This is a genomic window from Shewanella sp. WE21 (genome assembly GCF_002966515.1).
Lineage (GTDB): Bacteria > Pseudomonadota > Gammaproteobacteria > Enterobacterales > Shewanellaceae > Shewanella > Shewanella oncorhynchi.
This window is the reverse complement of sequence record NZ_CP023019.1, coordinates 4,670,669-4,696,834: the sequence shown is the minus strand read 5'-3', so window position 1 is coordinate 4,696,834 and position 26,166 is coordinate 4,670,669. Positions and strand designations below refer to the sequence as shown.

19 protein-coding genes are annotated in these 26,166 nt (G+C 46.7%); 11 read left to right on the top strand and 8 right to left on the bottom strand.

Annotation, left to right across the window (positions count from 1 at the left end):
* Window positions 1-523 precede the first annotated feature (523 nt).
* Window positions 524-2,512, bottom strand: coding sequence for a TonB-dependent receptor (locus CKQ84_RS20980; protein WP_105252636.1), 1,989 nt, complete (start codon window positions 2,510-2,512; stop codon window positions 524-526).
* A gap of 432 nt (window positions 2,513-2,944) precedes the next feature.
* On the opposite strand from CKQ84_RS20980, the gene CKQ84_RS20975 reads away from it, so the two are divergent.
* Entirely contained in the window at window positions 2,945-3,523 is a 579-nt protein-coding gene (locus CKQ84_RS20975) for a DUF4440 domain-containing protein (protein WP_105252635.1), read from the top strand.
* A 51-nt stretch (window positions 3,524-3,574) separates the two neighbouring features.
* Here the strand turns inward: CKQ84_RS20975 and CKQ84_RS20970 are convergent, their stop codons facing one another.
* Complete coding sequence (locus CKQ84_RS20970; protein ID WP_105252634.1) at window positions 3,575-4,222, bottom strand: DUF938 domain-containing protein; 648 nt, start codon at window positions 4,220-4,222, stop codon at window positions 3,575-3,577.
* Window positions 4,223-4,694: 472 nt separating this feature from the next.
* On the opposite strand from CKQ84_RS20970, the gene CKQ84_RS20965 reads away from it, so the two are divergent.
* Complete coding sequence (locus tag CKQ84_RS20965; protein ID WP_105252633.1) at window positions 4,695-5,984, top strand: FAD-binding oxidoreductase; 1,290 nt, start codon at window positions 4,695-4,697, stop codon at window positions 5,982-5,984.
* A 45-nt stretch (window positions 5,985-6,029) separates the two neighbouring features.
* Here CKQ84_RS20965 and CKQ84_RS20960 read toward each other — a convergent pair whose 3' ends face one another.
* Window positions 6,030-6,908, bottom strand: a complete 879-nt coding sequence (locus tag CKQ84_RS20960) for a LysR family transcriptional regulator (RefSeq protein WP_105252632.1) — start codon at window positions 6,906-6,908, stop codon at window positions 6,030-6,032.
* A gap of 176 nt (window positions 6,909-7,084) precedes the next feature.
* Between CKQ84_RS20960 and CKQ84_RS20955 the strand changes: the two genes are divergently transcribed.
* From CKQ84_RS20955 to CKQ84_RS20945, 3 genes are all read left to right on the top strand, one after another.
* The gene (locus CKQ84_RS20955; RefSeq protein ID WP_014610474.1) at window positions 7,085-8,224 is read left to right on the top strand and encodes an S-(hydroxymethyl)glutathione dehydrogenase/class III alcohol dehydrogenase; all 1,140 of its coding nucleotides are present in this window, start codon (window positions 7,085-7,087) and stop codon (window positions 8,222-8,224) included.
* A 152-nt stretch (window positions 8,225-8,376) separates the two neighbouring features.
* Window positions 8,377-9,219 (top strand): S-formylglutathione hydrolase, encoded by an 843-nt coding sequence (fghA, locus tag CKQ84_RS20950; protein WP_105252631.1) that lies wholly within the window; start codon window positions 8,377-8,379, stop codon window positions 9,217-9,219.
* Between the two features lie 201 nt (window positions 9,220-9,420).
* Window positions 9,421-10,146, top strand: coding sequence for a hypothetical protein (locus CKQ84_RS20945; protein ID WP_105252630.1), 726 nt, complete (start codon window positions 9,421-9,423; stop codon window positions 10,144-10,146).
* A 117-nt stretch (window positions 10,147-10,263) separates the two neighbouring features.
* On the opposite strand, the gene CKQ84_RS20940 is transcribed toward CKQ84_RS20945, so the two are convergent.
* On the bottom strand, window positions 10,264-11,640 hold the full coding sequence (locus CKQ84_RS20940; protein WP_028759794.1) for an L-serine ammonia-lyase: 1,377 nt from the start codon (window positions 11,638-11,640) through the stop codon (window positions 10,264-10,266).
* 385 nt (window positions 11,641-12,025) lie between these two features.
* On the opposite strand from CKQ84_RS20940, the gene nagZ reads away from it, so the two are divergent.
* Both nagZ and ycfP read left to right on the top strand, forming a co-directional pair.
* Window positions 12,026-13,054 carry a beta-N-acetylhexosaminidase gene (gene nagZ, locus CKQ84_RS20935; protein ID WP_105252629.1) on the top strand — a complete coding sequence of 343 codons (1,029 nt, stop codon included), beginning with the start codon at window positions 12,026-12,028 and terminating at the stop codon, window positions 13,052-13,054.
* Between the two features lie 79 nt (window positions 13,055-13,133).
* Window positions 13,134-13,673 carry an alpha/beta hydrolase YcfP gene (gene ycfP, locus CKQ84_RS20930; protein WP_105252628.1) on the top strand — a complete coding sequence of 180 codons (540 nt, stop codon included), beginning with the start codon at window positions 13,134-13,136 and terminating at the stop codon, window positions 13,671-13,673.
* A gap of 419 nt (window positions 13,674-14,092) precedes the next feature.
* On the opposite strand, the gene CKQ84_RS23815 is transcribed toward ycfP, so the two are convergent.
* Window positions 14,093-14,341, bottom strand: a complete 249-nt coding sequence (locus CKQ84_RS23815) for a hypothetical protein (RefSeq protein WP_158683083.1) — start codon at window positions 14,339-14,341, stop codon at window positions 14,093-14,095.
* Between the two features lie 294 nt (window positions 14,342-14,635).
* Here CKQ84_RS23815 and CKQ84_RS20925 point away from each other — a divergent pair, with 294 nt between their 5' ends.
* From CKQ84_RS20925 to CKQ84_RS20915, 3 genes are all read left to right on the top strand, one after another.
* Complete coding sequence (locus tag CKQ84_RS20925) at window positions 14,636-16,873, top strand: hypothetical protein (protein WP_105252627.1); 2,238 nt, start codon at window positions 14,636-14,638, stop codon at window positions 16,871-16,873.
* Window positions 16,874-16,883: 10 nt separating this feature from the next.
* Complete coding sequence (locus CKQ84_RS20920; RefSeq protein WP_105252626.1) at window positions 16,884-18,584, top strand: toxin-antitoxin system YwqK family antitoxin; 1,701 nt, start codon at window positions 16,884-16,886, stop codon at window positions 18,582-18,584.
* 600 nt (window positions 18,585-19,184) lie between these two features.
* The gene (locus CKQ84_RS20915; RefSeq protein ID WP_028759808.1) at window positions 19,185-19,460 is read left to right on the top strand and encodes an acylphosphatase; all 276 of its coding nucleotides are present in this window, start codon (window positions 19,185-19,187) and stop codon (window positions 19,458-19,460) included.
* A 67-nt stretch (window positions 19,461-19,527) separates the two neighbouring features.
* Here the strand turns inward: CKQ84_RS20915 and CKQ84_RS20910 are convergent, their stop codons facing one another.
* The 3 genes from CKQ84_RS20910 to CKQ84_RS20900 all read right to left on the bottom strand — a co-directional run bounded on the left by CKQ84_RS20910 (window position 19,528) and on the right by CKQ84_RS20900 (window position 24,741).
* The gene (locus tag CKQ84_RS20910) at window positions 19,528-20,529 is read right to left on the bottom strand and encodes a peptidoglycan binding protein CsiV (RefSeq protein WP_105252625.1); all 1,002 of its coding nucleotides are present in this window, start codon (window positions 20,527-20,529) and stop codon (window positions 19,528-19,530) included.
* Window positions 20,529-24,014, bottom strand: coding sequence for a transcription-repair coupling factor (gene mfd, locus CKQ84_RS20905; protein WP_105252624.1), 3,486 nt, complete (start codon window positions 24,012-24,014; stop codon window positions 20,529-20,531). The genes CKQ84_RS20910 and mfd overlap by 1 nt, the downstream gene beginning before the upstream one ends.
* Before the next feature lie 85 nt (window positions 24,015-24,099).
* Window positions 24,100-24,741, bottom strand: coding sequence for a hypothetical protein (locus tag CKQ84_RS20900; RefSeq protein WP_105252623.1), 642 nt, complete (start codon window positions 24,739-24,741; stop codon window positions 24,100-24,102).
* 94 nt (window positions 24,742-24,835) lie between these two features.
* Here CKQ84_RS20900 and CKQ84_RS20895 point away from each other — a divergent pair, with 94 nt between their 5' ends.
* Window positions 24,836-26,068, top strand: coding sequence for a lipoprotein-releasing ABC transporter permease subunit (locus CKQ84_RS20895; protein WP_105252622.1), 1,233 nt, complete (start codon window positions 24,836-24,838; stop codon window positions 26,066-26,068).
* Window positions 26,069-26,166 lie beyond the last annotated feature (98 nt).

Sequence of the window (26,166 nt, the reverse complement as noted above, 5' to 3'; positions counted from 1 at the left end):
TTTTATTGTTGGTTAAATCATCATTCTGAAGCGAGTAAATCACATATCTAGCTATGAAATATGTAACTTGAAGTTGGAACTGTATTTTTCTCGCTGTTTTATTAGTGATATAAACGGAAAGATAATATTGCTTTTGCTTGGTGCGTAAGTTTAATAATCGAGAATTTTACACCTCAAGCTTTAGCAGTCTTGCGTGTGTATAATAGTTTTTTAATATGACAAAACCTTGATCGTTATCAAAGGTTAACGGGTGAGTTATTTTTTAGCGTTAAAGTATGATCAAGGTTATATTGCGGAATGTAAAAGACTAATGATTTAAATCTGGATTATGTAATTTATATTTTTGATGTTTATTTAAAAATTCTATATTTTAGAAAATATATTTATTTTACTTTTTCTAGTCGAATGTGTGATATTTATTTTGGTCTTAAAACAATAGGCGAAGCCAAAACGGGCTTCGCCTATGATGTTTAATGTTGAGTAGCAGAGCTATAATTACACATTAATTTCTGGCTTGTAGAGCTTAGAAACTTGCAGTTACCCCAGCATAAATACTGCGACTCTTTTGAATATAATCAAGGTCGGTGGCAACTTGGTCACGTTCAGAATCCGTTAGGTTAGTCACGCCAAGCTTCAGTCTAAACATAGGATTAATTTGATAATTCGCACCTATATCGAGCGAGCCATAACCCTCTGATTTGACATTGGCTCGCAAATACTGCTCGCCAGTATAATGGTAGGCGATAAAGGTGGATAAACCATCAAATGCCTGCCATTGCAGTTTTAGGTTATAGCTGTCGTCCGGTGTTAAGGTAAAAGGCGCGCCATTTTGCTTATCTTCGGCATCGGTTTTACTGTAATTACCGTTTAGGCTGAGATCTTGAGTTAAATTGTACCAAGCTTGTAATTCCCAACCAGTGATCTTAGCTTCGTTCACGTTTTGGTAAGTTAATACTGTACCTGGGACTCTATTCCAAGTTTCGGTGATAATTTTATTTTCTACATCGTTATGGAAGTAGGTGATCGAGCCACCAAAATCCGTGGTTTGATATTGGGTCGATAACTCGTAGTTCACTGAGGTTTCGGGTTGAAGATCAGGATTTCCCGCAACGGTACAGGCGCCACGACAAGCGGGGATAATATAATCGGCTTGGGATTGCGCCATATTTGGCGCTTTAAAGGCTTTGCCGCCACCACCTTTAATGACCCATTCAGAGCTTAAGTTATACACTAAATACAAGCGTGGGCTAAATTCGGTGCCGTACACATCGTGGTGATCGACGCGCCCACCTAAGGTGATATTGAGTTCGCCTAAGCTAAATTCATCTTGTAGATACAATGCCGATTGGCTGTCGTCTAAGGTGCCATCACCTAAAATATTGCGGCTATTTTCGAGCTGGGTCCAACGGTATTCTGCACCGCTGGTTAACATGTGATCGCCAAGCAGGACAGTGGTTTGACCGTCGAGATTGTGGTTGGTTTGGGTGATATTACCTATCTCGGCGATTAACGCTGAGTCGTCAGTCACCTCAACATTTTCATAGTAATAGCGCAGGCGAGTGTCGCCCCAGTTCCAGTGGCCATTATGGGTCAGACCTGAACTTATCCGCTCCGCTTGTTGGTTATTGGTGAGAATCGTGCCGTAGTTATTCCAATCAGACTCGCGTTCATCGTTGGCGTAACTTAAGTCAAATTGCAGATCTTGCTGGTTATCAATCAGCCATTGTAAATTGGCGAGGGCGCTGATTTCATCTCTGTCTTCTAGCGCATCAATAGTGGGTTTTAAGTCCGAGCGCCATGCATCGCGTTTATTGCTGTCGACGATTAAGTTTGCCAGTAATTTATCTTTGATCAGCGCGCCACTGCTGTAGAAATTGTACTTAGTGCTATCGCCACCCTTGCCACTGGTAGGTGCATCGTATTGCACGCCAACGCTGGTTTGCCAGTCTTCAGTCGGTTGACGCAGTATGACGTTAACCACACCGCCTAAAGCTTCTGAGCCGTATAGGGATGACATAGGCCCACGCACAACTTCGATACGTTCAATGGCAGACATTGGAATAGAGGACAAGTCAAAATCGTTGCCATAACCAGAGGTTAATGCTTCGCGGGAGTTAATGCGGCGGCCATTAATCAAGATTAAAGTGTAATCTGAATCTAAACCTCGCAGGCTGATCTCATTGCGGCCATAGGGCGTGCCTTCGCTGATGTTCACACCCTGTAAATAACGGACTGCGCTAGCAAGATCGTCTATGACTAGCGCTTCAAGTTCACTGCGGTTAATCACGGACACTGAAGCGGGCGCCGAAAGCTCCGAGTGTTTAGTTTGTGTTGCTGTGATCACCATGCGCTCCATTTCTGGAGTGGTATCTTGCGTGTTTGCAGCGCTAGCCCATGCTGCAGGTAATAACAAACATAAACCAATAGCGCGTGATAGCTGGCTCAACATAGGTGTCTGTGTTGCATGAGATAGATGCGAGGTTTGGCGAGTGCGACGGATAAAGCGGGGCATATCATTCTTCCTTCGGTAATTTTGGCGAATGATAATTATTCTTAATTATAGCTTCAAGCTTGGATGTCTCTCTTTTGTGTAAAGGCAGTGTAAATTTTTAGTGTTTAATAACAGCGTGATAGCCCGTATATTCGATGTGTTGCTCGCTAGCATAGTCATCCTGATTGAGCGCATTGCGCATAAGGCACTGAGTATGACGATCTGAGTCTGACTGTCGTCGGATAAATCACTAAAAAATAGTGAGAATAATCAGAAACTATCACCGCACAAAACTGCATAACGTAATATGAAGCCATATCAATATGATTAATATGGATATTTTAACTGGCATAAGCTTTGCTGGCGATGTGACTTTATGTTTCGTGGTGCATTCATGTTTGTGATGTGAATCGTCGCCATACAAAATGTATTGCCAATATTTACGGAGAGAATATGAATCCAGCATTTTATAGCCTAGCCACAGTCGCTGTTTTAACTTTGTCACTCGCCACTACCGAACTTGCTGTTGCCACAGATGCGCCCGCATTAGCTAAAGCAGCATCAGTTAAAACGGCTGGGGCTCCACAAACTGACATTGCTCAGCCCGCTGCTGCACTTACAGATACTTTATCTACCCAAATTGCAGCGGTGGATTTTGCTGTGTTCGACAGTTTCAATAAGTGTTCAGCCCCTGCTGAACTCAAGAAACACGCTGACTTTTTCACTGAAGATGTAGAGTTTTACCACGACACGGGTGGCGTCACTTGGAACCGCAAGGACATGATCGCTAATACCGAAAAATATGCCTGTGGCCATTACCGCCGCGAGTTAGTTGCGGGCACGATGAAAGTGTTTCCGGTGAAAGAGTTTGGCGCGATAGAGCAAGGCGTTCATCGTTTTTGCAGCTTTGAAACAGATAGTTGTGATGGCCTAGCCGACTTTGTCATTGTGTGGCGCAAACAGAACGAACAGTGGAAAGCTACCCGAGTACTGAGCTATGGACACAAAACCGCCGAGGCCAAAACGGACTAAACCATTAAACTAAAGCTAGCTTTTAACAAAAAATGAGTCTTTAACAAAATGCTAGCCTCTAACAAAATGCAGTAGTCGATTATTGGCGGGCATAGCCACATCTTGCTTCAGTGTTAAGCTTTGCTCGCTGGCTAAACTGCAAATCCATTCAATATCACGAATGCCGCTGGCGGGATTGTGTTGTTTTAAAAAGGCATCGAATTGACGATTGCTGTCACTGCTAAATTCGCCTTGGTAGTTAAAGGGGCCGTAAATGCACAGGGTCTTGAGTTGGGGAAGATACAGACCAAGGCCAGTAAAAAACGCTTCAACCATATTTTTGCTCATAATATGCAAAGTGTTTGCAGTAAATACGCCATCAACATGAGGTGTTAATCCCTTCACCGGCCATGGCGCGGTAACATCAAGGGTAAGTGGTAAGCGTAGGTTTGCCGCTGCATTGGGTAGCTTGCCTTCATGCATACACCTTGCGGTAATGACCTCAATATATTCAGCTTGATCGCTAGTTTGCCAGATTAAATGGGGAAGATTTGCTGCAAAATACACAGCATGTTGCGCTGTGCCACTGCCGATTTCGAGTACATGTTGGTTGAGTGAGAATGCTTGTGTTAATACCGCTAAAATCGGCGCTTTGTTGTTTTCACACGCTTGGGAAAACGGCAATTGGACAAGTGGCTGGGTAATTGGGATTAGTGGCATAATGGACTCTAGGTTGCTGAGATTAAAAGAGGATGACGCCGCACAAGCCTATCTTAAACCAGCAAAAAGTATAAGACTTAAAAGAGAAAATGAGCCGCGCCTTAACATTCGGAGTCTCTATCTTAGATAACTTAATCTTAGATAACTTAATCTTAGGTGCCTTAATTTTAGTGCCTTAATTTTAGGTACCGCCATTTCAGAAGTTTCCATCTCAAGCTCCTCCATTTCAGGTTCTTCAAGAAGGAGCCTGCAGTCAGCTCAACTTCCTTTGTCCTGTCCTGCAAATAGTTATCGCAATTCACTGTTGATCTCGATCTCAACTCAGATATACTCACAAATTCTGAACGCTTGTAAAAAATATAAAACAACGTCGGTATAATGCCGCGTTAAAACGAGTGTCCAGAACTAAGACTCAACGCTCACTTTCAGCCATCAACTTTCAACAGTTAACTTTCAACATCAAGGAATGACCATGCCAGCAGAGCGTTGCGCCTCCTACTACAATGCCACCATTGACCAAGAGTCAGATTATCCTGCGCTTGAAGGCGACATTCGAGTCGATGTGGCGATTGTCGGTGGCGGTTTTACTGGCGTGGCAACGGCGTTGGAATTATCTGAGAAGGGCTACAAAGTGGCGCTTATTGAGGCCAATAAAATTGCGTGGGGCGCGACCGGACGCAACGGCGGGCAGGTGACGGGCAGTTTGTCCGGCGATGTTGCGATGACAAAACAGCTGCGCCGTCAAATCGGCAATGAAGCTGAAGATTATGTGTGGAATATGCGTTGGCGCGGCCACGATATAATTAAAAATCGGGTGGCCAAGTACGGCATAGACTGTGATTTAAAGTTTGGTCATATCCAAACCGCTTACCAGCCAAAGCACATGCAGGAACTTAGGGCTATGCATGATGAGGCGCAGCACCGCGGCATGGGTGAATTTATGACGTTGGTATCCGCCGATGAAATGCCCGCCTATTTAGGCTCGCCCTTGTATCACGGTGGCTTAGTCAATCGGCGCAATATGCATTTACACTCTGTTAATCTATGCCTTGGTGAAACCCGCGCCGCAGCAGGTCTTGGGGCGTTAATCTTTGAACACTCACCTGTGCTCGATATTGAAGAAGGCGATGTGGCGACTGTTGTCACTGCCAAGGGAAAAGTGCGCGCCAACAGTGTGCTGATCGCCGGTAATGCTTACCATAAACTCGCCCGTCCAAAACTGCGCGGTATGTTATTTCCGGCGTCCTTAGGCAATTGCGCCACTGCGATTCTGCCCGATGATATCGCTTTGCAAATCAATCCGCAGGATTTAGCCGTGTACGATTGCCGCTTTGTACTGGATTACTATCGCCTGACCGCGGATAAACGGCTGATGTTCGGCGGCGGCACTAACTACAGCGGCCGTGATCCTAAAAATGTGGCTGCGGAATTACGGCCTGCGATTGAACGTACATTTCCACAATTAAAGGGCATTAATATCGAATTTGCCTGGGCCGGAATGGCAGGAATTGTGATTAACCGTATCCCGCAGCTCGGCAAAGTGTCGCCTAATGTGTTCTATTGCCAAGGATATTCTGGGCATGGGGTGGCGACATCGCACATTATGGCCGAGATCATGGCCAATGCGATGGATGGGCAATTGCGTGAATTTGGTTTGTTTGCCGCCATGCGCCATATCCGCATTCCGTTAAATGAATGGTTCGGCAATCAAGCGCTGGCGTTAGGCATGTTATATTACACTTTGCGGGAAAACTGGCGCTAGTTTGCGCCGTGTTATCTGCTACCAATCAATCTGCTCAAACAGTATTTAATCCTGTTCGATGAGTTTTTCGGCAAGATAATCGACCAATACGCGGATCTTGGCCGACAGGTGGCGGTTTTGCGGATAGAGTGCCCAAATGCCTTCTTTGGCTTCGCGGTGAGTGTCAAGGAATGAGAGCAACTGTCCGGCTTGAATATCTTCTTCAATATAATAATCAGGCAGTTGAACTATCCCTATGCCCTTTAGTGCCGCATCCCTTAATGCGTAGCCGCTGTTACAATTGAGATTGCCGCGGACTTTAATATTGCGCTCGCGGCCATTTTCTACAAAGCGCCAGTAATTATGATTACCGATCAAACAATTGTGCTGGCTAAGTTCTGATAAGGTATGGGGCTGACCGTATTTTTCCACATAGCTTGGTGAGGCAGCGACATAGTGAGTGCGGCTGCTGAGCGGTTTGGCCATCAGGCTCGAATCTGCGAGTTTTCCGAGGCGAATGGCCAGATCATAACCGCCTTCAATCAAGTCTAAGGTGCGATTGGTCAAGTCGACGCTAAACTCAACGCTGGGATATTGCACCATAAAATCATTGAGTAATGGCATGATAAATTTCTCGCCATAGGCGACGGGCGCTGTGAGTTTCACTAAGCCTTGGGGTGAGTCCTTTAGGTTTGAGATGGCGCGCTCGGCTTCTTCTAACCCAGTTTGTAATTGGCGGCAATGACGATAATAAATTGTGCCTTCTTCGGTTAACGACACTTTGCGGGTAGTGCGGTAAAAGAGTTTTGTGCCAAGGCGGTTTTCTAAGGTGCTCACTTGGCGGCTAACGTGGGCGGTGGAGATATTCAGCCGCTGCGCTGCTAGGGTAAAACTTTCGGCCTCAGCCACTGCGACAAATTCAGAAATGCCGTCCCAGAGATACATTGTTGTTACTCAGTAAAAATGAATTGCTTGAATACTAGATTGTCTCTCGCTGAGAAACAAATACAATCCTCCTATTCAGTAGCATTAGTGCAATGGGCGCAAGAGTTTGCTTGGCCTGAATTGAATCTATGATACACCAATGACTTACTCCTATTACCTATTCAAGGGACGTAACAATGTCGAACGAAAAACCGCAGTTTATTAAATCAAAGGCAGCTGTTGCTTGGGGACCAGGACAACCGCTTAAGATTGAAGAAGTGGATGTGATGTTACCTAAAGCGGGCGAAGTCTTAGTGCGCATTGTGGCTACGGGCGTGTGTCACACGGATGCCTTTACCCTGAGCGGTGATGATCCAGAAGGCGTATTCCCAGCGATTCTAGGCCACGAAGGCGGCGGTATCGTTGAGCAAGTGGGCGAGGGTGTGACCAGCGTACAAGTGGGCGATCATGTGATCCCACTTTATACTCCTGAGTGCGGCGAGTGTAAGTTCTGCCTATCGGGCAAAACTAACCTGTGCCAAAAAATTCGCGCGACCCAAGGTAAAGGCTTAATGCCCGATGGCACCACGCGTTTTTATCTCGATGGCAAGCCTATTTTCCATTACATGGGCTGCTCGACCTTCTCTGAATATACCGTGTTACCTGAAATCTCATTGGCTAAAGTCAATAAGAGCGCGCCATTAGAAGAAATTTGTCTGTTAGGTTGCGGCGTAACCACAGGTATGGGCGCAGTGATGAACACGGCCAAAGTGGAAGAAGGTGCGACCGTGGCGATTTTTGGCCTCGGCGGTATCGGTTTATCGGCGATTATCGGTGCTACTATGGCCAAAGCCAGTCGCATTATCGCGATTGATATCAACGAATCTAAGTTCGAGTTAGCCAAAAAACTCGGCGCGACCGATTGCATCAATCCTAAATTACTCGATAAGCCCATCCAAGAGGTGATCGTTGAAATGACTGACGGTGGCGTGGATTACTCATTCGAGTGTATCGGCAACGTCAACGTGATGCGCAGCGCCTTAGAGTGTTGTCATAAAGGGTGGGGTGAGTCGGTGATCATAGGTGTTGCCGGTGCCGGTCAAGAGATTTCAACCCGTCCATTCCAATTGGTGACTGGCCGCGTTTGGCGCGGTTCTGCCTTTGGCGGTGTGAAAGGGCGTTCTGAACTGCCACACATTGTTGAGCGTTACATGGCGGGCGAATTTAAGCTCGATGATTTTATCACCCATACTATGGGACTTGAGCAAATCAATGAAGCATTCGAGCTGATGCACCAAGGTAAGAGCATCCGTAGCGTGATCCATTTTGATAAATAAGCGATTTTGCACGCTAAGTTGATGCTTCAGCTTGATGTGACAAACCGGCAGACAGGTGCAAATCTGTCTGCTGTGTTGTCAACTGAGCTGACGATAAGCGCCATGACTAACGTTATAAATAGCGCTAAAAGATTGAGCTTAAAAGGACTTGTATGACCATAGAAAATATCAGTTGTAACAAGAGTTTTGGCGGTTGGCATAAGCAGTATCGCCATCAATCTCAGTCGTTAAACTGCGAGATGCGCTTTGCCATTTATTTGCCACCTGAGGCGGTGAATAAACCTGTGCCTGTGCTGTATTGGCTTTCAGGTCTAACCTGTACCGATGAAAACTTTATGCAGAAGACGGGTGCACAGCGCATGGCAGCGATACTTGGGATGGCGATTGTCGCCCCTGATACCAGTCCTCGCGGTGACGATGTGCCCGATGCGGCTGATAAAGCTTACGATTTAGGCTTAGGCGCGGGTTTTTACCTCAATGCGACAAAAGCACCTTGGAATCGTCATTACAAAATGTACGATTACATAGTCCATGAGCTGCCTACCTTGATTGAAGCGCATTTTCCTGTCACTACTCAGCGTGCGATATCCGGCCATTCGATGGGCGGTCATGGTGCTTTGGTGATTGGTCTGAGTAATCCGCACAGATACAGCTCAATTTCAGCCTTTAGCCCGATTTCGAATCCGAGCAATGCGCCTTGGGGTATTAAAGCCTTTAGCGAGTACTTAGGTGAAAATCGTGAACATTGGCGCCAGTATGATGCCTGTGAGTTGCTTAAGCTCGCGATTAGCGAAGTGCCAGTACTGATTGACCAAGGTGAAGCTGACAGCTTTTTAGACACCCAATTGATGCCACAATCGCTGGTGGATATCGCCCATGCCAAGGGTTATCCCTTGGATGTGCGGATGCAAGCGGGGTACGATCACAGCTACTACTTCATCGCGAGCTTTATTGAAGAGCACCTTAAGTTTCATAGCTTGTACTTTAAGCCTTAAACCCATTTAAGATATTGATACAAAAGGCGCAGTGATATTGTTTTATCACTGCGCCTTTTGTTTACCCAATACTGTCTCTTGGTCGTTGGATAGCTTAGAAATATGTCACGCTTGCACATTAATTTGGTTGAATAAAACATTTATCAACAGTAAGTTAGTATTCAATATTTAGGGGTTTGAAACGTATTTAAAGGAGATTTGATGAGGATCGTTAAACTTGCCATGTTAGGCGCATTGTTGATATTAGCGGGATGTGCATCGTACACCACCCCAGGTGGTAGTGTGCAGCTGAGTTCGTTAGCTGAATCGGATATCAACTTACTTATGTCCAAAGAGCCTGCTGCGGTGTTTCCTGCAAATATTTCGGTAGCGCGTATTCAAGCTCCCGGTTATTTATCCTATCGAGTAAGCAGTTTTGGTACAGGTCGTTATAGCGTGGTGACGACCCGCGAAGTTGAGACGGAAGCCGACTTTGCTAGGCTAGCTAAAATGCCACAAGTGTCAGGTATTGCACCATTAAATCGCATTTTACTCCCAGAGAATTTGGACTCGATAAAATCCTTACGAGAAGCCGCTGCGAGATTAAAAGCGGATATCTTACTTATCTATACCTTCGATACTTCATTCCATGCGGGTGAACAACAGTTTGCTCCACTCAATGTGGTGTCTTTGGGTTTCTTAAAGAATAAAGAGATCAGTGTAACGACGACTGTTTCTGCTGCATTTTTTGATGTTCGGACTGAATATCTTTATGGACTTGCCGAATCTACCGCGAAAGAGACGGGAAATGCTAGCGTATGGGGAACGTCTGAAGCGGTAGATGATTTGCGTGTGATTACCGAAAAAGCGGCATTTACGCAGTTAATCCCTGAAATAGAAAAAGCTTGGGCGGGTATTATTTTGCAGTATTCCCAGAAAAAATCGTAATCCAGTTAATGCAATAAGAATTCAAATACTGACTGAAAAATGCCGCAACTCACTGAGTTGCGGCATTTTTTATGGTGCAATTTAAACGATTAGTGGGAGTGAACTAACACTCGGCACTTAGCACTCAACAATGTTGACTGCTAGGCCGCCTTTGGCGGTTTCTTTGTATTTGCTGCGCATATCTCTGCCGGTATCCATCATGGTTTTGATCACTTTATCCAGTGAAACCTTATGGTTACCGTCACCGCGTAGGGCCATACGAGACGCGTTGATCGCTTTGATTGCGCCCATGGCATTACGTTCGATACAAGGCACTTGCACTAGGCCGCCCACAGGATCGCAGGTTAGACCTAAGTTATGTTCCATGCCGATTTCAGCCGCGTTTTCAACATGCTCAACCGTACCGCCCATGATTTCAGTCAGAGCACCAGCTGCCATAGAACAGGCCACGCCCACTTCACCTTGGCAACCAACTTCGGCGCCCGAAATTGAGGCATTTTTCTTGTACAAAATACCAATTGCAGCGGCAGTTAATAAATAACGGGCGCAGACATCAATATCCACTTCTTGTACGAAGGTATCGTAATAACATAATACGGCAGGAATAATTCCCGCAGCACCGTTTGTTGGCGCAGTCACGACGCGATCACCGGCCGCATTTTGCTCGTTGACCGACAGTGCGAATAAATCGACCCAATCCATAGCGGTTAATGGATCGACATTGTTACGGCCTTCGGCTTTCAACCGACGGTACAGTGCAGGTGCACGACGACGCAGTTTTAGGCCGCCAGGTAAAATACCTTCCTTCTGATAACCGCGTTCGATACAGGTTTTCATCGTTTGCCAAATATTCCACAGCTTGGCTTTGACTTCATCTTCAGTGGCTAAACTCAGTTCGTTCGCCATCATTAAAGAAGAAATGCTGAGACCTTGCTCGCCGCATAATTCCAGTAAGTGAGCTGCACTCACAAAATCAAAAGGAGCCGATTCAATTTGTGAGGCTGGCGATGCATTACGTTGGCTAATTTCATCTTCATCTAAAATAAAGCCGCCACCCACTGAGTAGTAAGTGCGATCAAAAATGCATTCTCCTTTACAGTAAGCGTACAAGGTCATGGCGTTAGCATGTGCAGGTAGCGTTTTGCGTCTGTGATAGGTAATGCCTTGCTCACGGGTAAACTTAACTACTTTGCCACAGTGCAGCGTTAAGGTTTCGTCCTTGGAGACGTGTTCTAAAATACCGTCGATACTGTCAGTGTCCACGGTTTCGGGATCTTCGCCCATTAAGCCTAAAATTACTGCTTTGCCCGTGCCGTGGCCTTTGCCTGTTTGGCCGAGGGAGCCAAAGAGTTCGGCTCTTAATTCATCAATCTGGGTCACGAGTCCTGAGTCAGTCAGGTTTTGCATAAAGATTTTGCCCGCTTTCATTGGGCCGACGGTATGTGAACTCGATGGACCTATGCCGATCTTGAACATGTCAAATACGCTAATCATGATAGAAGTCCTGTTGTGTCTTGTTTATTATTTTAGTCTGAGTGCATGGGATTGCTCGCTCTGCAGATTGAAGCACGCTAATCTTGCGCGTGTACTCTGGTCAGTGGCGGCGTTCTTTCATGCGAAATCTGCTTGTGTGATACTCTAACGCCAGTATCCCATAGATTAGTGTGACAATTCACATTAGTTTTTTTTATTCATAATAGTTCGGATAAGCTGAACTTAATTGGGACTTTTTTACAGGCCATTTTATGGCCAAGAATACAGGCTTCGACAGCGCTACAAGAGTAGGTGGCTCGCTTTTTTTAGCTTTTTTGTGAGCGTGGACTACTTATGGCTTGAGTGGTTATTTTTTGAGTATTAATGAATATTTTTAGGGAGAAGTATGAGCTATTTAATGTTGGATTTACTGTCGTTGGACGTCAGTGAGGCTGAATCTGAGATGCTACGCCATCCACAGGTGGGTGGTTTAATCCTATTTTCCCGCAATTTTTCGAGCCGTGATCAGTTGATCCGTCTGGTACAACAGATACGCCAAATCCGCCCAGAAATATTAATCGCCGTCGATCATGAGGGGGGCCGAGTACAACGTTTCCGTGATGGCTTTACCATTATTCCTGCCATGGGCGACATTCTCCCCGCAGCAAAGGGTGATATGGTATTGGCCAAGCGTTGGGCCTGTGAGCTCGGTTTCTTGATAGCGATTGAATTACTGGCTTGCGATATCGACTTAAGTTTCGCGCCCGTGTTGGACTTAAACGGCGTGAGCCAAGTCATAGGTAAACGCAGCTTTAGCCCAGAGCCCGCCGAGGTTATTACATTGGCCGAAAGCTTTATTGCTGGCATGGCCGCAGCTGGCATGGGCGCCGTGGGTAAACATTTCCCCGGACACGGCAGTGTAGTGGCGGATTCGCACTACGAGAAACCAATTGATGAACGTGATGCCGAGGCGATTTTTGCAAAGGATATCCTACCGTTTAAAGAATTGATCGCAAAAGACAAGTTATTAGGCGTGATGCCCGCGCACGTGGTTTACCCTAAAGTCGACCCTAACTCTGCGGGCTTTTCCGAATACTGGCTAAAACAAGTGCTGCGTAAAGAACTTGGCTTTAACGGGGTGATTTTCTCTGACGATCTCGGCATGCAAGGCGCAGGATTTGCGGGCGATTACCGTGCAAGGGCCAGCGCCGCCTTAGCCGCAGGTTGCGACATGATTTTAGTGTGTAATGACAATGCGGGCGTAATGTCGCTACTCGATGGCTTTACTTGGCCTGCGAGCGCGCCACAGTATCCTGCGAGTTTACTTAAACCCAATGCCGCGCAAACGGCAGCTGCGCTCGATAATACGGCTCGTTGGGAAAATGCCAAGCAGCTTGCCGAGCAAATTTGTTTGGCTCAACAGGCGAAAGTTTGATGTAGCGCAAGGTGTGAGATCACTCTTTTGCTAGGGTTAGTTAATTCACTGTAATCAAAAATGATTAAAAGGCCTTGATATGATTTTCTATCTTCATGGATTTGATGCTACTAGCCCAGGTAATCACGAAAAAATGCGTCAGTTGCAATTTATTGACCCTGATGTGCGTTTGATCAGTTACAGCACCTTGCACCCTAAGCACGACATGCAACACTTGCTCAAGGAAGTCGCTAAGCAAATGCAGCATTGCGACGATCCCGCGCCGTTAATGGTTGGCGTAGGACTCGGCGCTTATTGGGCCGAGCGGATTGGCTTTTTAAATGGGCTTAAATCTGTACTGATTAATCCTAATTTGCACCCAGAAAATAATATGCAGGGCAAGATTGACCGCCCAGAAGAATATGCCGATATTGCCAATAAGTGCGTGTCGCAATTTCGTGAAAAGAATACCCACAAGGCCATGTGTATATTTTCGGTTAATGATGAGATGTTCGATAATCAGCAACTCGCCAGTGAATTAAGCGCCTATTATTCGATTGATTGGGATGACGTTCAACCCCACAAATTCCCCCAACTCGCCGCCCATCTCCCCAAAATAAAAGCCTTTAAGTTGGCTTGATTGATATCGATTGAATAAAAGTATCACTCCTCTTTTTATATTTAAGAGGGGGAGTGGATTTATCTCATCGGCTATTTCGCCTTATGGTTTGGCTTTCGTACTTCATGTGGCGGACATATGACTGTGACTATTGGGGATAGATTAAGTAGGATTTTAGTGTTGGCTGATATCCCCGCATATAGGCTTGCCATGGTATTTACTCACCGACGCGCTGCTAGTCCATCCTTGGATGCTCGACCGCCCCGTCCATGGGGCGGACGGTCGTCTCGCCAATCACCATGGCTCACCTTTCGTGCATTCACGTAACCTGTAGATTTAAAAGACATACGCAACACACTTTTGGACAGAAATGTGTTGGAAAGTAGTGTTTGGGGAGCAGTAATTTCAGTTGCTAGAAGTTTAGCGTTTACGGGTATCCACTAGCACAGGCTTGCCATGGCATTTGCTCGTCGACTCGCAGCAAGTCCGTCCTTGGATGCTCGACCGCCCCGTCCATGGGGCGGACGGTCGTCTCGCAAATCACCACGGCTCACCTTTTTGGCATTAGTGGAACATGCGGGTTTGAAGGAGATACCCAGCACGCTTTGGGACAATAGCTTTTTAGCTAAACGAACTGCGAAAGTGATAGTTAAGATTGGCATTGTTGTACCAATGACCGTTGGCGGCATGGATGCCGCCGTCGAGCCTATAGGGATACTTCTTATTAAATAATCGGCGAGTCACTGGGAAACAATGACAATTAATGCAGCACAGCTAGCTTTTTGCATCAGTTATTGATGCCGGAATTCGTCATTAAAAACTTACCTAAGATTGGTATTGCAGTACCTGTGACTATCTAAAAAGGATGCTTTAGTCGCGCATTAAGGTGTTGTGCTGAACTGGCATAAATAGCAAAGCATTTTATTTACTGGGCATGAAAGGGCATAATGCGGCGCTTACTATTTGAGATACAAGGAATAACCATGAAGTACTTGGTTAGCGTAGTTGCATGCTGTTTATTATCGGCCTGTTCTTTTGGGGATGCTGATGTTGAGTTTACGCCTGAAAAAGGGGAAGAGCGCTCGTATCAGCTGTATAGCACCACTAACATCACTGTAGACAATGGTCAGCGTACCGAAACGGTTAACGCCACGTCACATCAATTGCTGCGTTATAAGGTCCTCGAAACAGGCAAAAACAGTCGGTTTCAAGTGCACGTCGATTATATGAACATGCGCGATGGTCAAGGGAGTGGCGTCAGTAGTGGCCAGCGGGCCGATCGTAATCCAGAAATGCACGCTATTTTCTCGCAGGGGTTTGAATTTTCTTTAAATCTAGACGATGGGAGCGTTAAAGAATTCAGTGCACTGAACAAACCTGTATGGCAGGCGCTGTTGGCTGAACGCGGCGCAGAGCTTGAGCAGGAACTGAAAAAGCTCTTTAGCTCATCGGCCTTCCTTAGCACCATACCCGCCAAAGCGGGGGCGGTCGTCGCACTTCCTGCCTATCAAGGCCACGCAAATGCAAAACTTACCGTCTTGCAAGTCACTGATACTCATGTGTTAGCCAAAGTTGAAAGTGGCGGCGAGCAAGCCAAAATATACGGTCAGCTGATGTTAGAACGTGAGCGGGGTTGGTTAGCGCAGTTAGCCTTAGTGGCAGAAGCGCCGTTTGAGCGCTACGGCTATAAGGGCACAATGCGCAGCAACGTTATTATGTTGCCGCAGGAGCGCCAGTTGGGCGATCTGACACAGCATTTAGATTTTTATGATTTCCCAGTATTTGAGTATCAAACACAACCTGACGTTGTGTTGGATAACGTCAATAAGACCTTAACCCAAGATGCTGTATTTGCCTATGATGCGGGCTACTTTTACCAGCAAGATGATTTATTAAAGCTGACTTATCAGTATGACTTTTCAGGTTTTAAACCCGAAGGCGGGTTTAGCTTAACCGATATCACAGCACACAGTGCGGATGGCACAGTACTGCCGCTGCAATTGAGCAAGGTAGGCAGTTACAGTTATCCAGAACAGGATGGTTTCCATCAGTCTGAGCAGCAGAATTTGCTTGTCGGTTGGAATGCGCCGAATGACCTCTTAGCTCAGGTTGCGGAGTTTCGCGCGACTGCCCATTATCGCGGCGCGAAATTAGTCAAACTTAACCTGACCCCCGATCCCAGCAAAACTGTGGCCTTGCAGTATGAAGATATACAGCTGGAACTCTCGCCAATCCCAGATAAACCATTCAGTTATTTGCTGAAATCGCGAGGCAGCACTGACAAATCTTGGTTATACCGGCGCTTTGACGGTGCCGAAGGCGCTATGGTGAAATATCTTTCACCGCCGCCCACTGGGCCGGATTGGTTAACCCCGGCAGAGCAAAATATGCTGGCGTTGGCCTCATCGACACAATATGAATCGATCACACAGTTTACCTTTCCCGCAGCGCCGTCCACGCTGACACTCTATGTGAATACTGTGGTTGACAGTGGTGAACTGACTAAGAACATTCGTTTTATTCCGACTCAAGATTACGCGCAAAATGTCGCCTATCCGCCGGCGCAGCAACAACTGCTTTATAGTGATGATATGTATGCGTCCTATGTTAATCAGCCGCAAGTTACTGCACCTGAAGACCCCGCCTTACTTGAGCCGCAAGTCGTGGCCAAATACGGCGTCAGTTTGCTGTTAACTTCCGAGCAGGCAGCGGTGTGCACGCTCAGTGTTGTCGATGCACCTAAGGTCAACGGGCACACACTGCAATGGACAAACACAAGCACTAACAACACGGGTTTTGGTGGAGGGCTGGATAAGTTTGTGCTGTACCAACTGACTAGCGCCGATGGGATCCGCCGCAATTTTTACGACATCAATGTCAGCAGCACTTTGGCCTGTACCGGTACGCCCAAATGGCAAGCGCTAGCGTATCAACCCGAGCAAAGCTGGTTGATTGATATCACTCAGTTGCCGAATGTTGATACCCATCAAACCGTGGCCGACTTTATGCGGCGCTATCGTTTTTTAAATGCGCAAAATTTACAGCTAGCTCCTGCGATTCAAGGTGACAGTAGTGATTTTTATCAGCGTCCGTTGCAGCAAGTATTACGTGAGGAACGCTGGTTTGTACTGGCGGGGCGCGCAGCACAGATAGAGCAGCTGATGATAAGCGGCGAACCGGTCAATAAACAGTGGGTTAATATATTCCCTGCGTTACCTTAAGGAGCAGAATATGAGAGTCTTATTACTATTATCTGCGCTACTTATGTCGTTTAATCTGTCGGCTGAGCGAATTTTACTCGACGAACTATGGCGGCTTAGCGATGTGCCTGGTGAAGCCATTTATTATCAGGAGCAAGCACCAACAGAGAAAGATGGCGTGTGGCCGCTACAACTCTTTTATCTGGAGACGGATAAACCCGTTTTTAAGGGCAGCGTCAACAGTCCCAATTTAGCCGAGAGTTTTATCGTTGGTGATTTCGAGTTTTTCTACCCCGATGGTCAACTGTCTCGCAAGGGCAGTAGCGATGCACAAGGGCGTTATCAAGGCACGCATCTGCATTATTGGGAAGACGGAGCGCTCTCGGGAGAGTACCACTACCAGAATGGCCAGTTGCATGGAGATCAGAAAAGTTACCATACCAATGGTCAATTGAGGGAGCTTCAGCATCGTGTGAATGGGGCTGAATTAGGATTATCGCAAAGTTATTTTAACAATGGCCAGTTGCAAACACGCGTAACCTACGGCGCTAACGGTATGGAAGGGCTATATGAAAGCTTTCATAACAATGGTCAGCCGGAGCAAACCGTTAATATGGTGGCGGGAAAAAGAGAAGGTGAGCGACTGTATTGGACAAAAGAAGGCTGGTTATACACTAAAGAGTTTTATCTTAAGGGGAAAATACACGGCGAAGTGTTGATTTACCGAGCTGCCGATGTGCTGCAAGAGATTAAACACTATGAGCATGATAAACAGGTGGGAAACCAGCAGCGTTTTGATGAACAAGGGCGGTTAGCAGAGCTGCAAAAGTATGATAAGGATGGTCGTGAAATTCAACATATTACCTATGATAATGCCGGTAACGTTGCGACCCAAACCGACACGCAATACCTCGCTAAAGGTCAGACTAGCACTGAACAGCGCTTCGATTCTACGGGAAAGTTAACTTATCAATATCAGCAAGATACTACAAAAGACTGGAGCTTACGTCAGCGTTTTGATGCAGCAGGTGAGCTGATTGAACGTGATGAACAACTCAAGGGGCGATACGATGGCTTGTATATCGGTGCTGGCTGGAACGGTTATATCAGGCGGATAAACTACCGCAAAGGTCAAATGCACGGTGCATATCGAGAAGATAAGGCCGAGGACGGCGGTTTTGTCAGCGGCCAATATCACTTAGGGTTAAAGTCCGGCAAGTGGGTCACAAAAAACGCGGATACGACGCGCAATGAGCAGTTTAACCAACAAGGTGAGCTGAGTGGTGAACAAACAGAAATCGCAGCCGATTGCACGATAATGCGCCGAGAGTTTTATAAAAACGCTAAGTTACATGGCGCGTATTTACTGCGTGGCTTTGATAAACAACTGCAAGCCCAAGGTCAGTATGTTAACGGTCAGCGCGAAGGCCAATGGCTGCTGCAAGATGAAAGCAGCTACAGCATGGTTAAGCTCTGGCATGGCAACTATAAAGCAGGACACGAAGTGGGTCACTGGCAAGCCTTTTCCGCCAATGGCCATTTATTAGGGCAGGCCCAGTATGATGATCAAGGTCAATTGCAAGGCAAAGGCTATAGTTTTAACGAAGATGGCAGCCTGCTGCAAAGTGATGAGTATCTTGATAATCAACTGCACGGCAGGTCGGTGTACTACTTTAATGGTGAACCCTCATCCGAGTATCGCTATCAAAATGGTCTGATGATCAGCGAGTAGCACTTCATCACCTACCCACACAATCAAGCAAAAACCGGCTAATTAGGCCGGTTTTTTTGCTTTTTTGCATCTAGTTTGCTTGCCTTGCTTTATCGTCAGGCATACGCGCCTCTTGTCATTAGAGGGCTCACTTCTCAACCCCTCGTTTCGTGTTTACTAACTTGCCAGAACAAACACAATCTCAGCGTTAAACGTCAATACGCCTTTATACTTCTTCGGCTATCACAGGGGATGTTTTTAAACATGAACAATGCAGATGGGTGTACGAGCTGATTTTCAGCTAAAAGCATTATATTCATTCGGGATGGATAGTTTTACTTTTCAAACTCTTGAAAATAATTATTTATTGTGTAAAGTAGCGACCCTTGCTATTTTGTAACAAAATGATACAGAATTGCTGTTTTATTTGTCCATTTATTGGATATCCCTTTGCGTATGTCGCCCGACACAGCTAGCAGCAGTCTTGTTAGCTGTTTTTTTTGCCTAAATTTAAATATTGTTTGTTTTTTGCTCTACAAATCCATAGGTTAACACTTAGCCTTTGGATAATTGCGGCTATGCTTATTTCTATAACAAGGTTCCGTGAAAAAGGAGCGTGAGATGAAGCGAGTATTAATTAATTTGACGGGAAAAGTGCAAGGTGTTGGTTGCCGTCATGCGACCTTGACTAAGGCCAGAGCCCTTGGTGTGACAGGATATGTAACCAATTGCCGCGATGGCAGTGTTGAAGTACTTGCCCAAGGCAGTGACATTGCCGTTAATGCTTTAATTGCTTGGTGCGAAGTAGGTGTGCCTTGTACCGAGGGATTAACAGTAACAGTAGGAGAAGACGAGGCTGATGATATCTACCTCGATTTCTCCATCGTTCAGTCTTAATTTAAACGTACAGTGTTAACTTAACTGCACCGTTTTAACTTAAGAATTGTGCGGGTTGTGCGTTTGTTCAGTATTGGCCAACAGTCTGTATTGATTCGGCATTCTGATTATTTTGCATTGCACTGGGTTGCGCCATCTTGCGGATTTGGATCACCATGCCCATTTCGGGATGATCTAAATAATGGATTTCTTCACTCTTCACACGGCGGTTTTGCTCCAAAGGCACAGACATTAAAAATGGTGTCATGACTTTGGGCGCCGTGAGCGTTGCGTTGGTATCGGTCGCATCACTGGGTACGGCTGGCATTAATTTTCTGCCTTCTTTGCGCAAGTGCAATGCGGTTTCAATATACAAATAGTGGCTTAAATAGATATTCAGTGTGCCATCTAATTCCCATACTGGTGATACAGCAGGTGCAAGCATTGGCGTGCCATCGGCATTAGTCATAGGCTCTGCTTGAGCTTGCTTAATGATTTTTCTGCCATCGAAGTGATAAGTACCTGAGAAATCTTTACCCGCAAATAAGCGTATGGGTACTGAGCCACTCTTACCACGCATAGGTTGTTGCCAAGCCATGTGCAGTAAACTGCGCGTGCCACGTTCGCGGGATATGCTATTAATAATACTCGCGAACTGACTTTGGCTGCGGGTTAACAACACTGGGCTGCCATTGGCTGTAGGATAACTGATCTGTGCGCTGCTGATTTCTGATGGGATCACCGGCGGGTAACGATATTCCACACTCGCAGTCGCGGCAGGCATAGGTTCTGACGTCGAGGTACCGTTTAAGGTTTCAGCGCAGTGGCTATTTGCATCGGCATCAAAGACCAGTGTGCAAGGCGCAGATGCGCTGGGTATCGGCGTGATTGCTTGCGCGATAGCGGGGGAGATTAAGTCTATTGCGTTATCGGTTTTCGTCTTGTTCGGCGCATCAGGCCATTGTTCACTTGACTGGCTTTGGCGTTCAAACACATAGACTTCAACCTCGAACCAAGCTTCTGCTTGGACGACCTGACTGTGTGATAGTGCAATGAGTGTAGCGATAGAGACCGCGAGTTTACGTAACACTATTTATCTCCAAGACGATGTTGCGATAATTGTTCTAGCAAGAGTTTCACTAAAGCGAGCCTGTCTTTACTGGTTTCGGCTGCAAGGCTGAACTTTAACTTATTCGGTCCTTCCATTCGATAGATTTGTGGCTGGCTTTGGAGTAATCCAATAATAAACACAGGATCTATGACATGATCATCACTAAATTCGATGCTGCCACCTTTACTGTGCACTTCTATTTTAGTCGCACCTAAGCGAGTCGCCTCATGTTTATAGAGGGTCATTTCCATTAAGTTACGCGTCGGTTCAGGTAATAAGCCAAAACGGTCGATCAATTCGACTTTTAACTCATCCAGCGCCGCCTGTGTTTCGCACCCTGCGATGCGTTTATAGAGCGACAGACGAATATTTACGTCGCTCACATAGGCTTCAGGCAGTAGGGCGGGGATACGCAGTTCAATTTCGCATTGCTGATTGAGCATTTGCGCCAGTGACGGTTCTTTGCCTTGTTTTAAGGCTTTGACTGCCGCTTCGAGCATTTCCATGTACAAGCTAAAACCAATTTTCGAAATATGGCCACTCTGTTCATCGCCCAAGAGTTCACCTGCGCCGCGGATCTCTAAATCTTGGGTCGCCAGCATAAAGCCCGCACCGAGATCTTCAAGAGCATCAATGGCTTCTAAACGTTTGCGCGCATCTGGTGTCATACGTTTGGGATGCGGCGTCATCAAATAGGCATAGGCCTGATGGTGCGAGCGCCCGACGCGGCCACGCAATTGGTGTAACTGTGCCAGACCAAAGGTATCGGCGCGCTCAATAATAATGGTGTTGGCACTTGGGACGTCGATACCGGTTTCGATAATAGTGGTACAGACTAACACGTTGAATCTTTGATGGTAAAAGTCTGACATTACCCGTTCTAGATCGCGCTCACGCATTTGACCGTGGGCAACAACGACTCGCGCTTCAGGCAATAAATCGATAATGCCTTGGGCACATTTCTCAATACTTTCAACATTATTGTGCAGGTAATACACTTGGCCGCCACGGAGAATTTCCCGCAAAATGGCTTCGCGCACAGTCGCGGGATCCGATTCCCGTACAAAGGTTTTCACTGCTAAACGTTTGGCGGGCGGGGTGGCGATAATTGATAAATCGCGCATACCCGACATGGCCATGTTTAAGGTGCGCGGAATAGGCGTCGCGGTCAGGGTTAAGATATCCACGTTGGCGCGCAGCGCTTTGATTTTCTCTTTTTGACGCACACCAAATCTGTGTTCTTCGTCGATAATCAATAGGCCTAAGTTTTCAAACTTGGCCTCAGATTGCAGTAACTTGTGGGTACCGATCACGATATCGACTTTGCCTTCTTCCAATTGCTGCAGCACTTGGGCTTGTTCTTTGGCGGTACGAAAGCGTGACATAACTTCAGTGACCACGGGCCAGTCGGCAAATCTGTCTTTAAAGTTTTCATAGTGTTGCTGGGCAAGCAGTGTGGTCGGAACTAGCACGACCACTTGTTTGCCAGCGTTGACGGCCACAAAGGCGGCGCGCATGGCTACTTCGGTTTTACCAAAGCCCACATCGCCACAGACTAATCTGTCCATTGCGGTCGGCGATTGCATATCGGCTAACACGGCGATGATGGCGCTTTCTTGATCGACGGTTTCTTCGAAGGGGAAGCCACGGGCGAATTGAGCGTATTCTTCTTCGTCAATTGCGCAGCTTTCGCCAGGACGTGCTTGGCGACGTGCATAGACATCGAGCAGCTCGGCCGCGACGTCGCGGATTTTTTCAATCGCCTTTTTCTTGGCTTTAGCCCACGTCTCATTGCCGAGTTTATTTAAGTGGGCGTCTTCATCGGCGCCAACACTGTAACGGCTGATGAGATGCAATGAAGACACTGGCACATACAGTTTGTCACCGCCAGCGTATTCTAATTGCAAGTATTCTGCGACCAATCCACCCGTATCTAGGGTGACTAAGCCCCTATAAAGTGCAACGCCGTGTTCTAAATGCACTATGGGCTGGCCAACTTTGAGTTCGGCCAAGTTTTTAATCAGAGCATCATTACTGATCTGACGCTGTTTCTCACGGCGGCGTTGCTGGGAAATTCGATGGCCGAAGAGTTCAGTCTCACAAATGATACTGATACTATCTTTGGCGCTGATCTGCAGCAAACAACCGCGTGACAGCGGCGACACGATAAGGCCTAACTTGGCATCACTTTGAATAAACTCATCAAAATGGTTAAACAGTGCAGGTTTTAACTGAATTTTAGCGAGCAATTCAAGCAGCGCTTCGCGGCGCCCCTCGGACTCCGCGCTAAACAACATGCGTTTGGCGCTGCTGGCATAATCTTGCAGCGCTAGCAGTGGTTGCTTTAATTTATGATTGGCGCTGATGTCGGGCAGGGTGCTGGCGGCAATAACAACCGCTTTCGTTGTTTCAATGCCATCTGTTGGCACTTGCATTTGATAACGTGGCAGCGGTTTAAAGGCGGCAAATAACTCTTCTATGAGTAAATACAGCTCTTTAGGCGCCAGTAATGGCCGCAGTGGATCGACGCGTCTGTCTTGATAGCGATGTTCGACTTCTTGCAGATGCGCACGCGCCGACTTTTCGATATCGCCTAAGGTGACGAGTTGAGTGTCCTTGGGCAAGTAATCGAATAGGGTGGCGGTGTCATCAAAAAATAGCGGCAGGTAGTTTTCGATCCCCGCCGGCATCAAGTTACGGCTCACTAGCTGATAAACCGATTCCGGCTCTTTGACTATGACCTCGAAACGGCGGCGGTATCTTTGCCTAAAACCTTCGATGGCCGAACTGTCGGTTGGGAATTCCTTCGCGGGCAATAGGCGAATCGAGTCGACAGGTTGCAATGAGCGTTGGGTTTCTGGATCAAAATGGCGAATGGTTTCCACTTCTTCATCGAATAGCTCGATGCGCAGTGGCATATTCATCCCCGTTGGGAAGATATCCAGAATCGAACCGCGAATGGCAAACTCGCCATGTTCATACACTTGCTCCACCGAATGGTAGCCAGTGTCGGTTAAATGCTGGCGTACATCGTGTAACTTGTAGCTATCACCCTTTTTGAGCACAAACACGTTGGCGCTTAAATAGGCCTTAGGTGGCAGGCGTATCATCAAGGTGGTGACGGGCACGATAACGATATTTTGCTCAATCTGAGACAGCTGCGATAGCGTTTCGAGTCGCTGGGAAATTAAATCCTGATGGGGCGAAAAACTGTCGTAGGGCAAGGTTTCGCGGTCAGGGAATAATCTGACCTTAATGCCTGTTTTACTGAGCAAATAACTCAGTTCTAACTCTAAGCTTAAGGCGCTTGGCGTGTCACTGGTGACGACTAAGGTCGTTCCCTTATGTTGACGCGCTAAATTGGCGAGTGTAACGGCTTGGCAAACGCCGCCCACGGTGGACAGAGTCTGAATTTGAGTGCCATTTTTGACGGCTGGCGGCGTTAGGGCTGATATGTGAGTCATTGGCGTGCGATAAACTGATTCATTCACAAAGAGTTGCAGACATTGTAGAGACTTGATGGCGTAGGTGCCAGAGAAAAGTCAGCGGCTATTGACGCTCGTCTCTGGCGAGTTTGCGTAACTTGAGTTGTTTCTGTTGCACATTGAGGCTAGCTTTGACTAATTGCTCCACGTCAGATTCAAGAATTTGACTGAATTCAAAGTCGGTTTGCCATTGTAGATGTTCAGGTTGAGTATGTTGTTCTGTTCTGTTATTACGACTCATATCGCCTTCGGCTTGTGCTATTTTTTGTGCTTGAGTGGCGATGACTTTGCCAAAACAGAGAATGGCAACTAATTCGTCGTGAATAAACAGAGTAATTTTATAGTGGGAGCCAATGTCTAAGGCTGTTGGGGTGAGTAATCTCAGGCCACTACCACCAAATTGGTTACCAAAGCATTTTTCGCCCTCTTGGGTTTCTTTTTCTAATACATGTTGCAGCACTAGATCTACTTTGCGGGATTGCAGCTTTAAAAAATCCACGACAACTTTTGCCTCGTTATCTAAATGGCGCAGTTGTAGCAAGCAGTTAGCTTCGAGTGTTTTGACTTCGCTGAGCAGTTGAATGCCTAATGATTGCATTGATCTCAGTGCCATTTCTGAGGGTAATGGCTGGGAACTCGGCCATTGGCTTAGGTAGGCGGTAAAGTGGTGAGGCACACTAAAATACGGATTGGTGTCAGTGAACAAGGCTTGCCTCTTTATTTATAGGACCAATACCCCTATTATCGTGCCCATCTTCATGATTTAGCAAGTTCAGCACACAGGACGCAACCCTCTTTCAATGAATCCAGGATTCCCTTTCTATATTGGTTACCGTTATTGGCGGGCCAAAAAAGCGAACGCGTTCGCGTCGTTCATTACCTTATTTGCCGTGTCGGGCATTTTTTTAGGCGTTGCAGCCCTGATCGTTGTCAGCTCAGTGATGAATGGCCTTGAAGGCCAACTTAAGCAACGTATCTTAGGTGCAGTACCGCAATTAACTATTTATAGCGAAGCGCCGTTAGTCGATTGGACAAAGCAGGCGAGTGCGCTTAAAGCCTTACCGGGTGTGTTAGGCGTTACACCGAGCGTGTCGACGCAGGCCATGGTGCAATCTGCGTCGAATATTCGCGCTGTGCAGGTTTATGGGGTGTTTCCCGAATTAGCGCAAAAGTTATCCTCCGTTGCGCAGCACACTTACTCAGGTGCATTTGAACAGTTGGCGAGTGGCGACTTCAAGGTGATTTTAGGATCTGAGCTCGCACGGCAACTCAAAGTCGCTCCCGGTGATACGGTACGATTATTGAGTGGCGATGGTGTGGTGTACTCCCCATTAGGCCCAGTGCCGAGTCAACGTAAGTTCTTGGTATCTGGCATTTTTGAAATGGGCTCTCAGGTTGATGCTGGCGTTGCATATATCCATTATCAAGATGCAAAGCGTTTGATGCGCCAACCGAGTGAGGCTATTGATCAGCTTAGACTCTATTTAACCGATCCCTTTAGCGCGCCCGCTTTAGCGTCTAAAGTGCAGGATGTTCTCGCTAAACAAGATATTAAGGTAACAACCAGCGATTGGCGTGATACCTATGGTCACTTGTTTGGTGCGGTAAAAATGGAAAAGAACATGATGTCACTGATGCTGAGCCTGATTGTGGCCGTGGCCGCATTCAATATCGTCTCGGCGCTGGTGATGATGGTGGTCGATAAAACCACGGATGTGGCAGTGCTAAAAACCCAAGGCGTAACCACGCCCGCCGTGATGGGCATTTTTGTGGTGCAGGGTTCGCTCAATGCAGTACTTGGTTTAGTGCTTGGGCTCGCGGTAGGTATACTTATCACTTTGAATCTGAATGGCATTATGACGACCTTAGGCATTTCGATTTTAGGTGCGGGACAGAGTTTGCCAGTAAAACTGGAGTTGATGCAGTTGTCAGTGATCGTGATAGGCACACTATTGGTCACCTTGTTGGCGACCTTATATCCCGCGCTGCGTGCGGCCAGTGTGCAACCCGCAACTGCGCTGAGATACGAGTAAACCCGTGAGCTTTTACGAATAGTCGTCACCCATGGGTATTCATCCGTGAGTGATGGTTTGCTAAGATTAAAATAATTTAATGCATTGATTTAATGAAA

What these genes read in the sequence shown, in the direction of transcription:
- CKQ84_RS20980 (WP_105252636.1), bottom strand. Translation starts at nt 2,512, where the DNA reads ATGCCCCGCTTTATCCGTCGCACTCGCCAAACCTCGCATCTATCTCAT.
- CKQ84_RS20960 (WP_105252632.1), bottom strand. Translation starts at nt 6,908, where the DNA reads ATGTATCTCTGGGACGGCATTTCTGAATTTGTCGCAGTGGCTGAGGCC.
- CKQ84_RS23815 (WP_158683083.1), bottom strand. Translation starts at nt 14,341, where the DNA reads ATGCCGCCAACGGTCATTGGTACAACAATGCCAATCTTAACTATCACT.
- CKQ84_RS20895 (WP_105252622.1), top strand. Translation starts at nt 24,836, where the DNA reads ATGAATCCAGGATTCCCTTTCTATATTGGTTACCGTTATTGGCGGGCC.
- CKQ84_RS20915 (WP_028759808.1), top strand. Translation starts at nt 19,185, where the DNA reads ATGAAGCGAGTATTAATTAATTTGACGGGAAAAGTGCAAGGTGTTGGT.
- nagZ (WP_105252629.1), top strand. Translation starts at nt 12,026, where the DNA reads ATGAGCTATTTAATGTTGGATTTACTGTCGTTGGACGTCAGTGAGGCT.
- CKQ84_RS20970 (WP_105252634.1), bottom strand. Translation starts at nt 4,222, where the DNA reads ATGCCACTAATCCCAATTACCCAGCCACTTGTCCAATTGCCGTTTTCC.
- CKQ84_RS20945 (WP_105252630.1), top strand. Translation starts at nt 9,421, where the DNA reads ATGAGGATCGTTAAACTTGCCATGTTAGGCGCATTGTTGATATTAGCG.
- CKQ84_RS20920 (WP_105252626.1), top strand. Translation starts at nt 16,884, where the DNA reads ATGAGAGTCTTATTACTATTATCTGCGCTACTTATGTCGTTTAATCTG.
- CKQ84_RS20925 (WP_105252627.1), top strand. Translation starts at nt 14,636, where the DNA reads ATGAAGTACTTGGTTAGCGTAGTTGCATGCTGTTTATTATCGGCCTGT.
- fghA (WP_105252631.1), top strand. Translation starts at nt 8,377, where the DNA reads ATGACCATAGAAAATATCAGTTGTAACAAGAGTTTTGGCGGTTGGCAT.
- CKQ84_RS20975 (WP_105252635.1), top strand. Translation starts at nt 2,945, where the DNA reads ATGAATCCAGCATTTTATAGCCTAGCCACAGTCGCTGTTTTAACTTTG.
- CKQ84_RS20955 (WP_014610474.1), top strand. Translation starts at nt 7,085, where the DNA reads ATGTCGAACGAAAAACCGCAGTTTATTAAATCAAAGGCAGCTGTTGCT.
- mfd (WP_105252624.1), bottom strand. Translation starts at nt 24,014, where the DNA reads ATGACTCACATATCAGCCCTAACGCCGCCAGCCGTCAAAAATGGCACT.
- CKQ84_RS20940 (WP_028759794.1), bottom strand. Translation starts at nt 11,640, where the DNA reads ATGATTAGCGTATTTGACATGTTCAAGATCGGCATAGGTCCATCGAGT.
- ycfP (WP_105252628.1), top strand. Translation starts at nt 13,134, where the DNA reads ATGATTTTCTATCTTCATGGATTTGATGCTACTAGCCCAGGTAATCAC.
- CKQ84_RS20965 (WP_105252633.1), top strand. Translation starts at nt 4,695, where the DNA reads ATGCCAGCAGAGCGTTGCGCCTCCTACTACAATGCCACCATTGACCAA.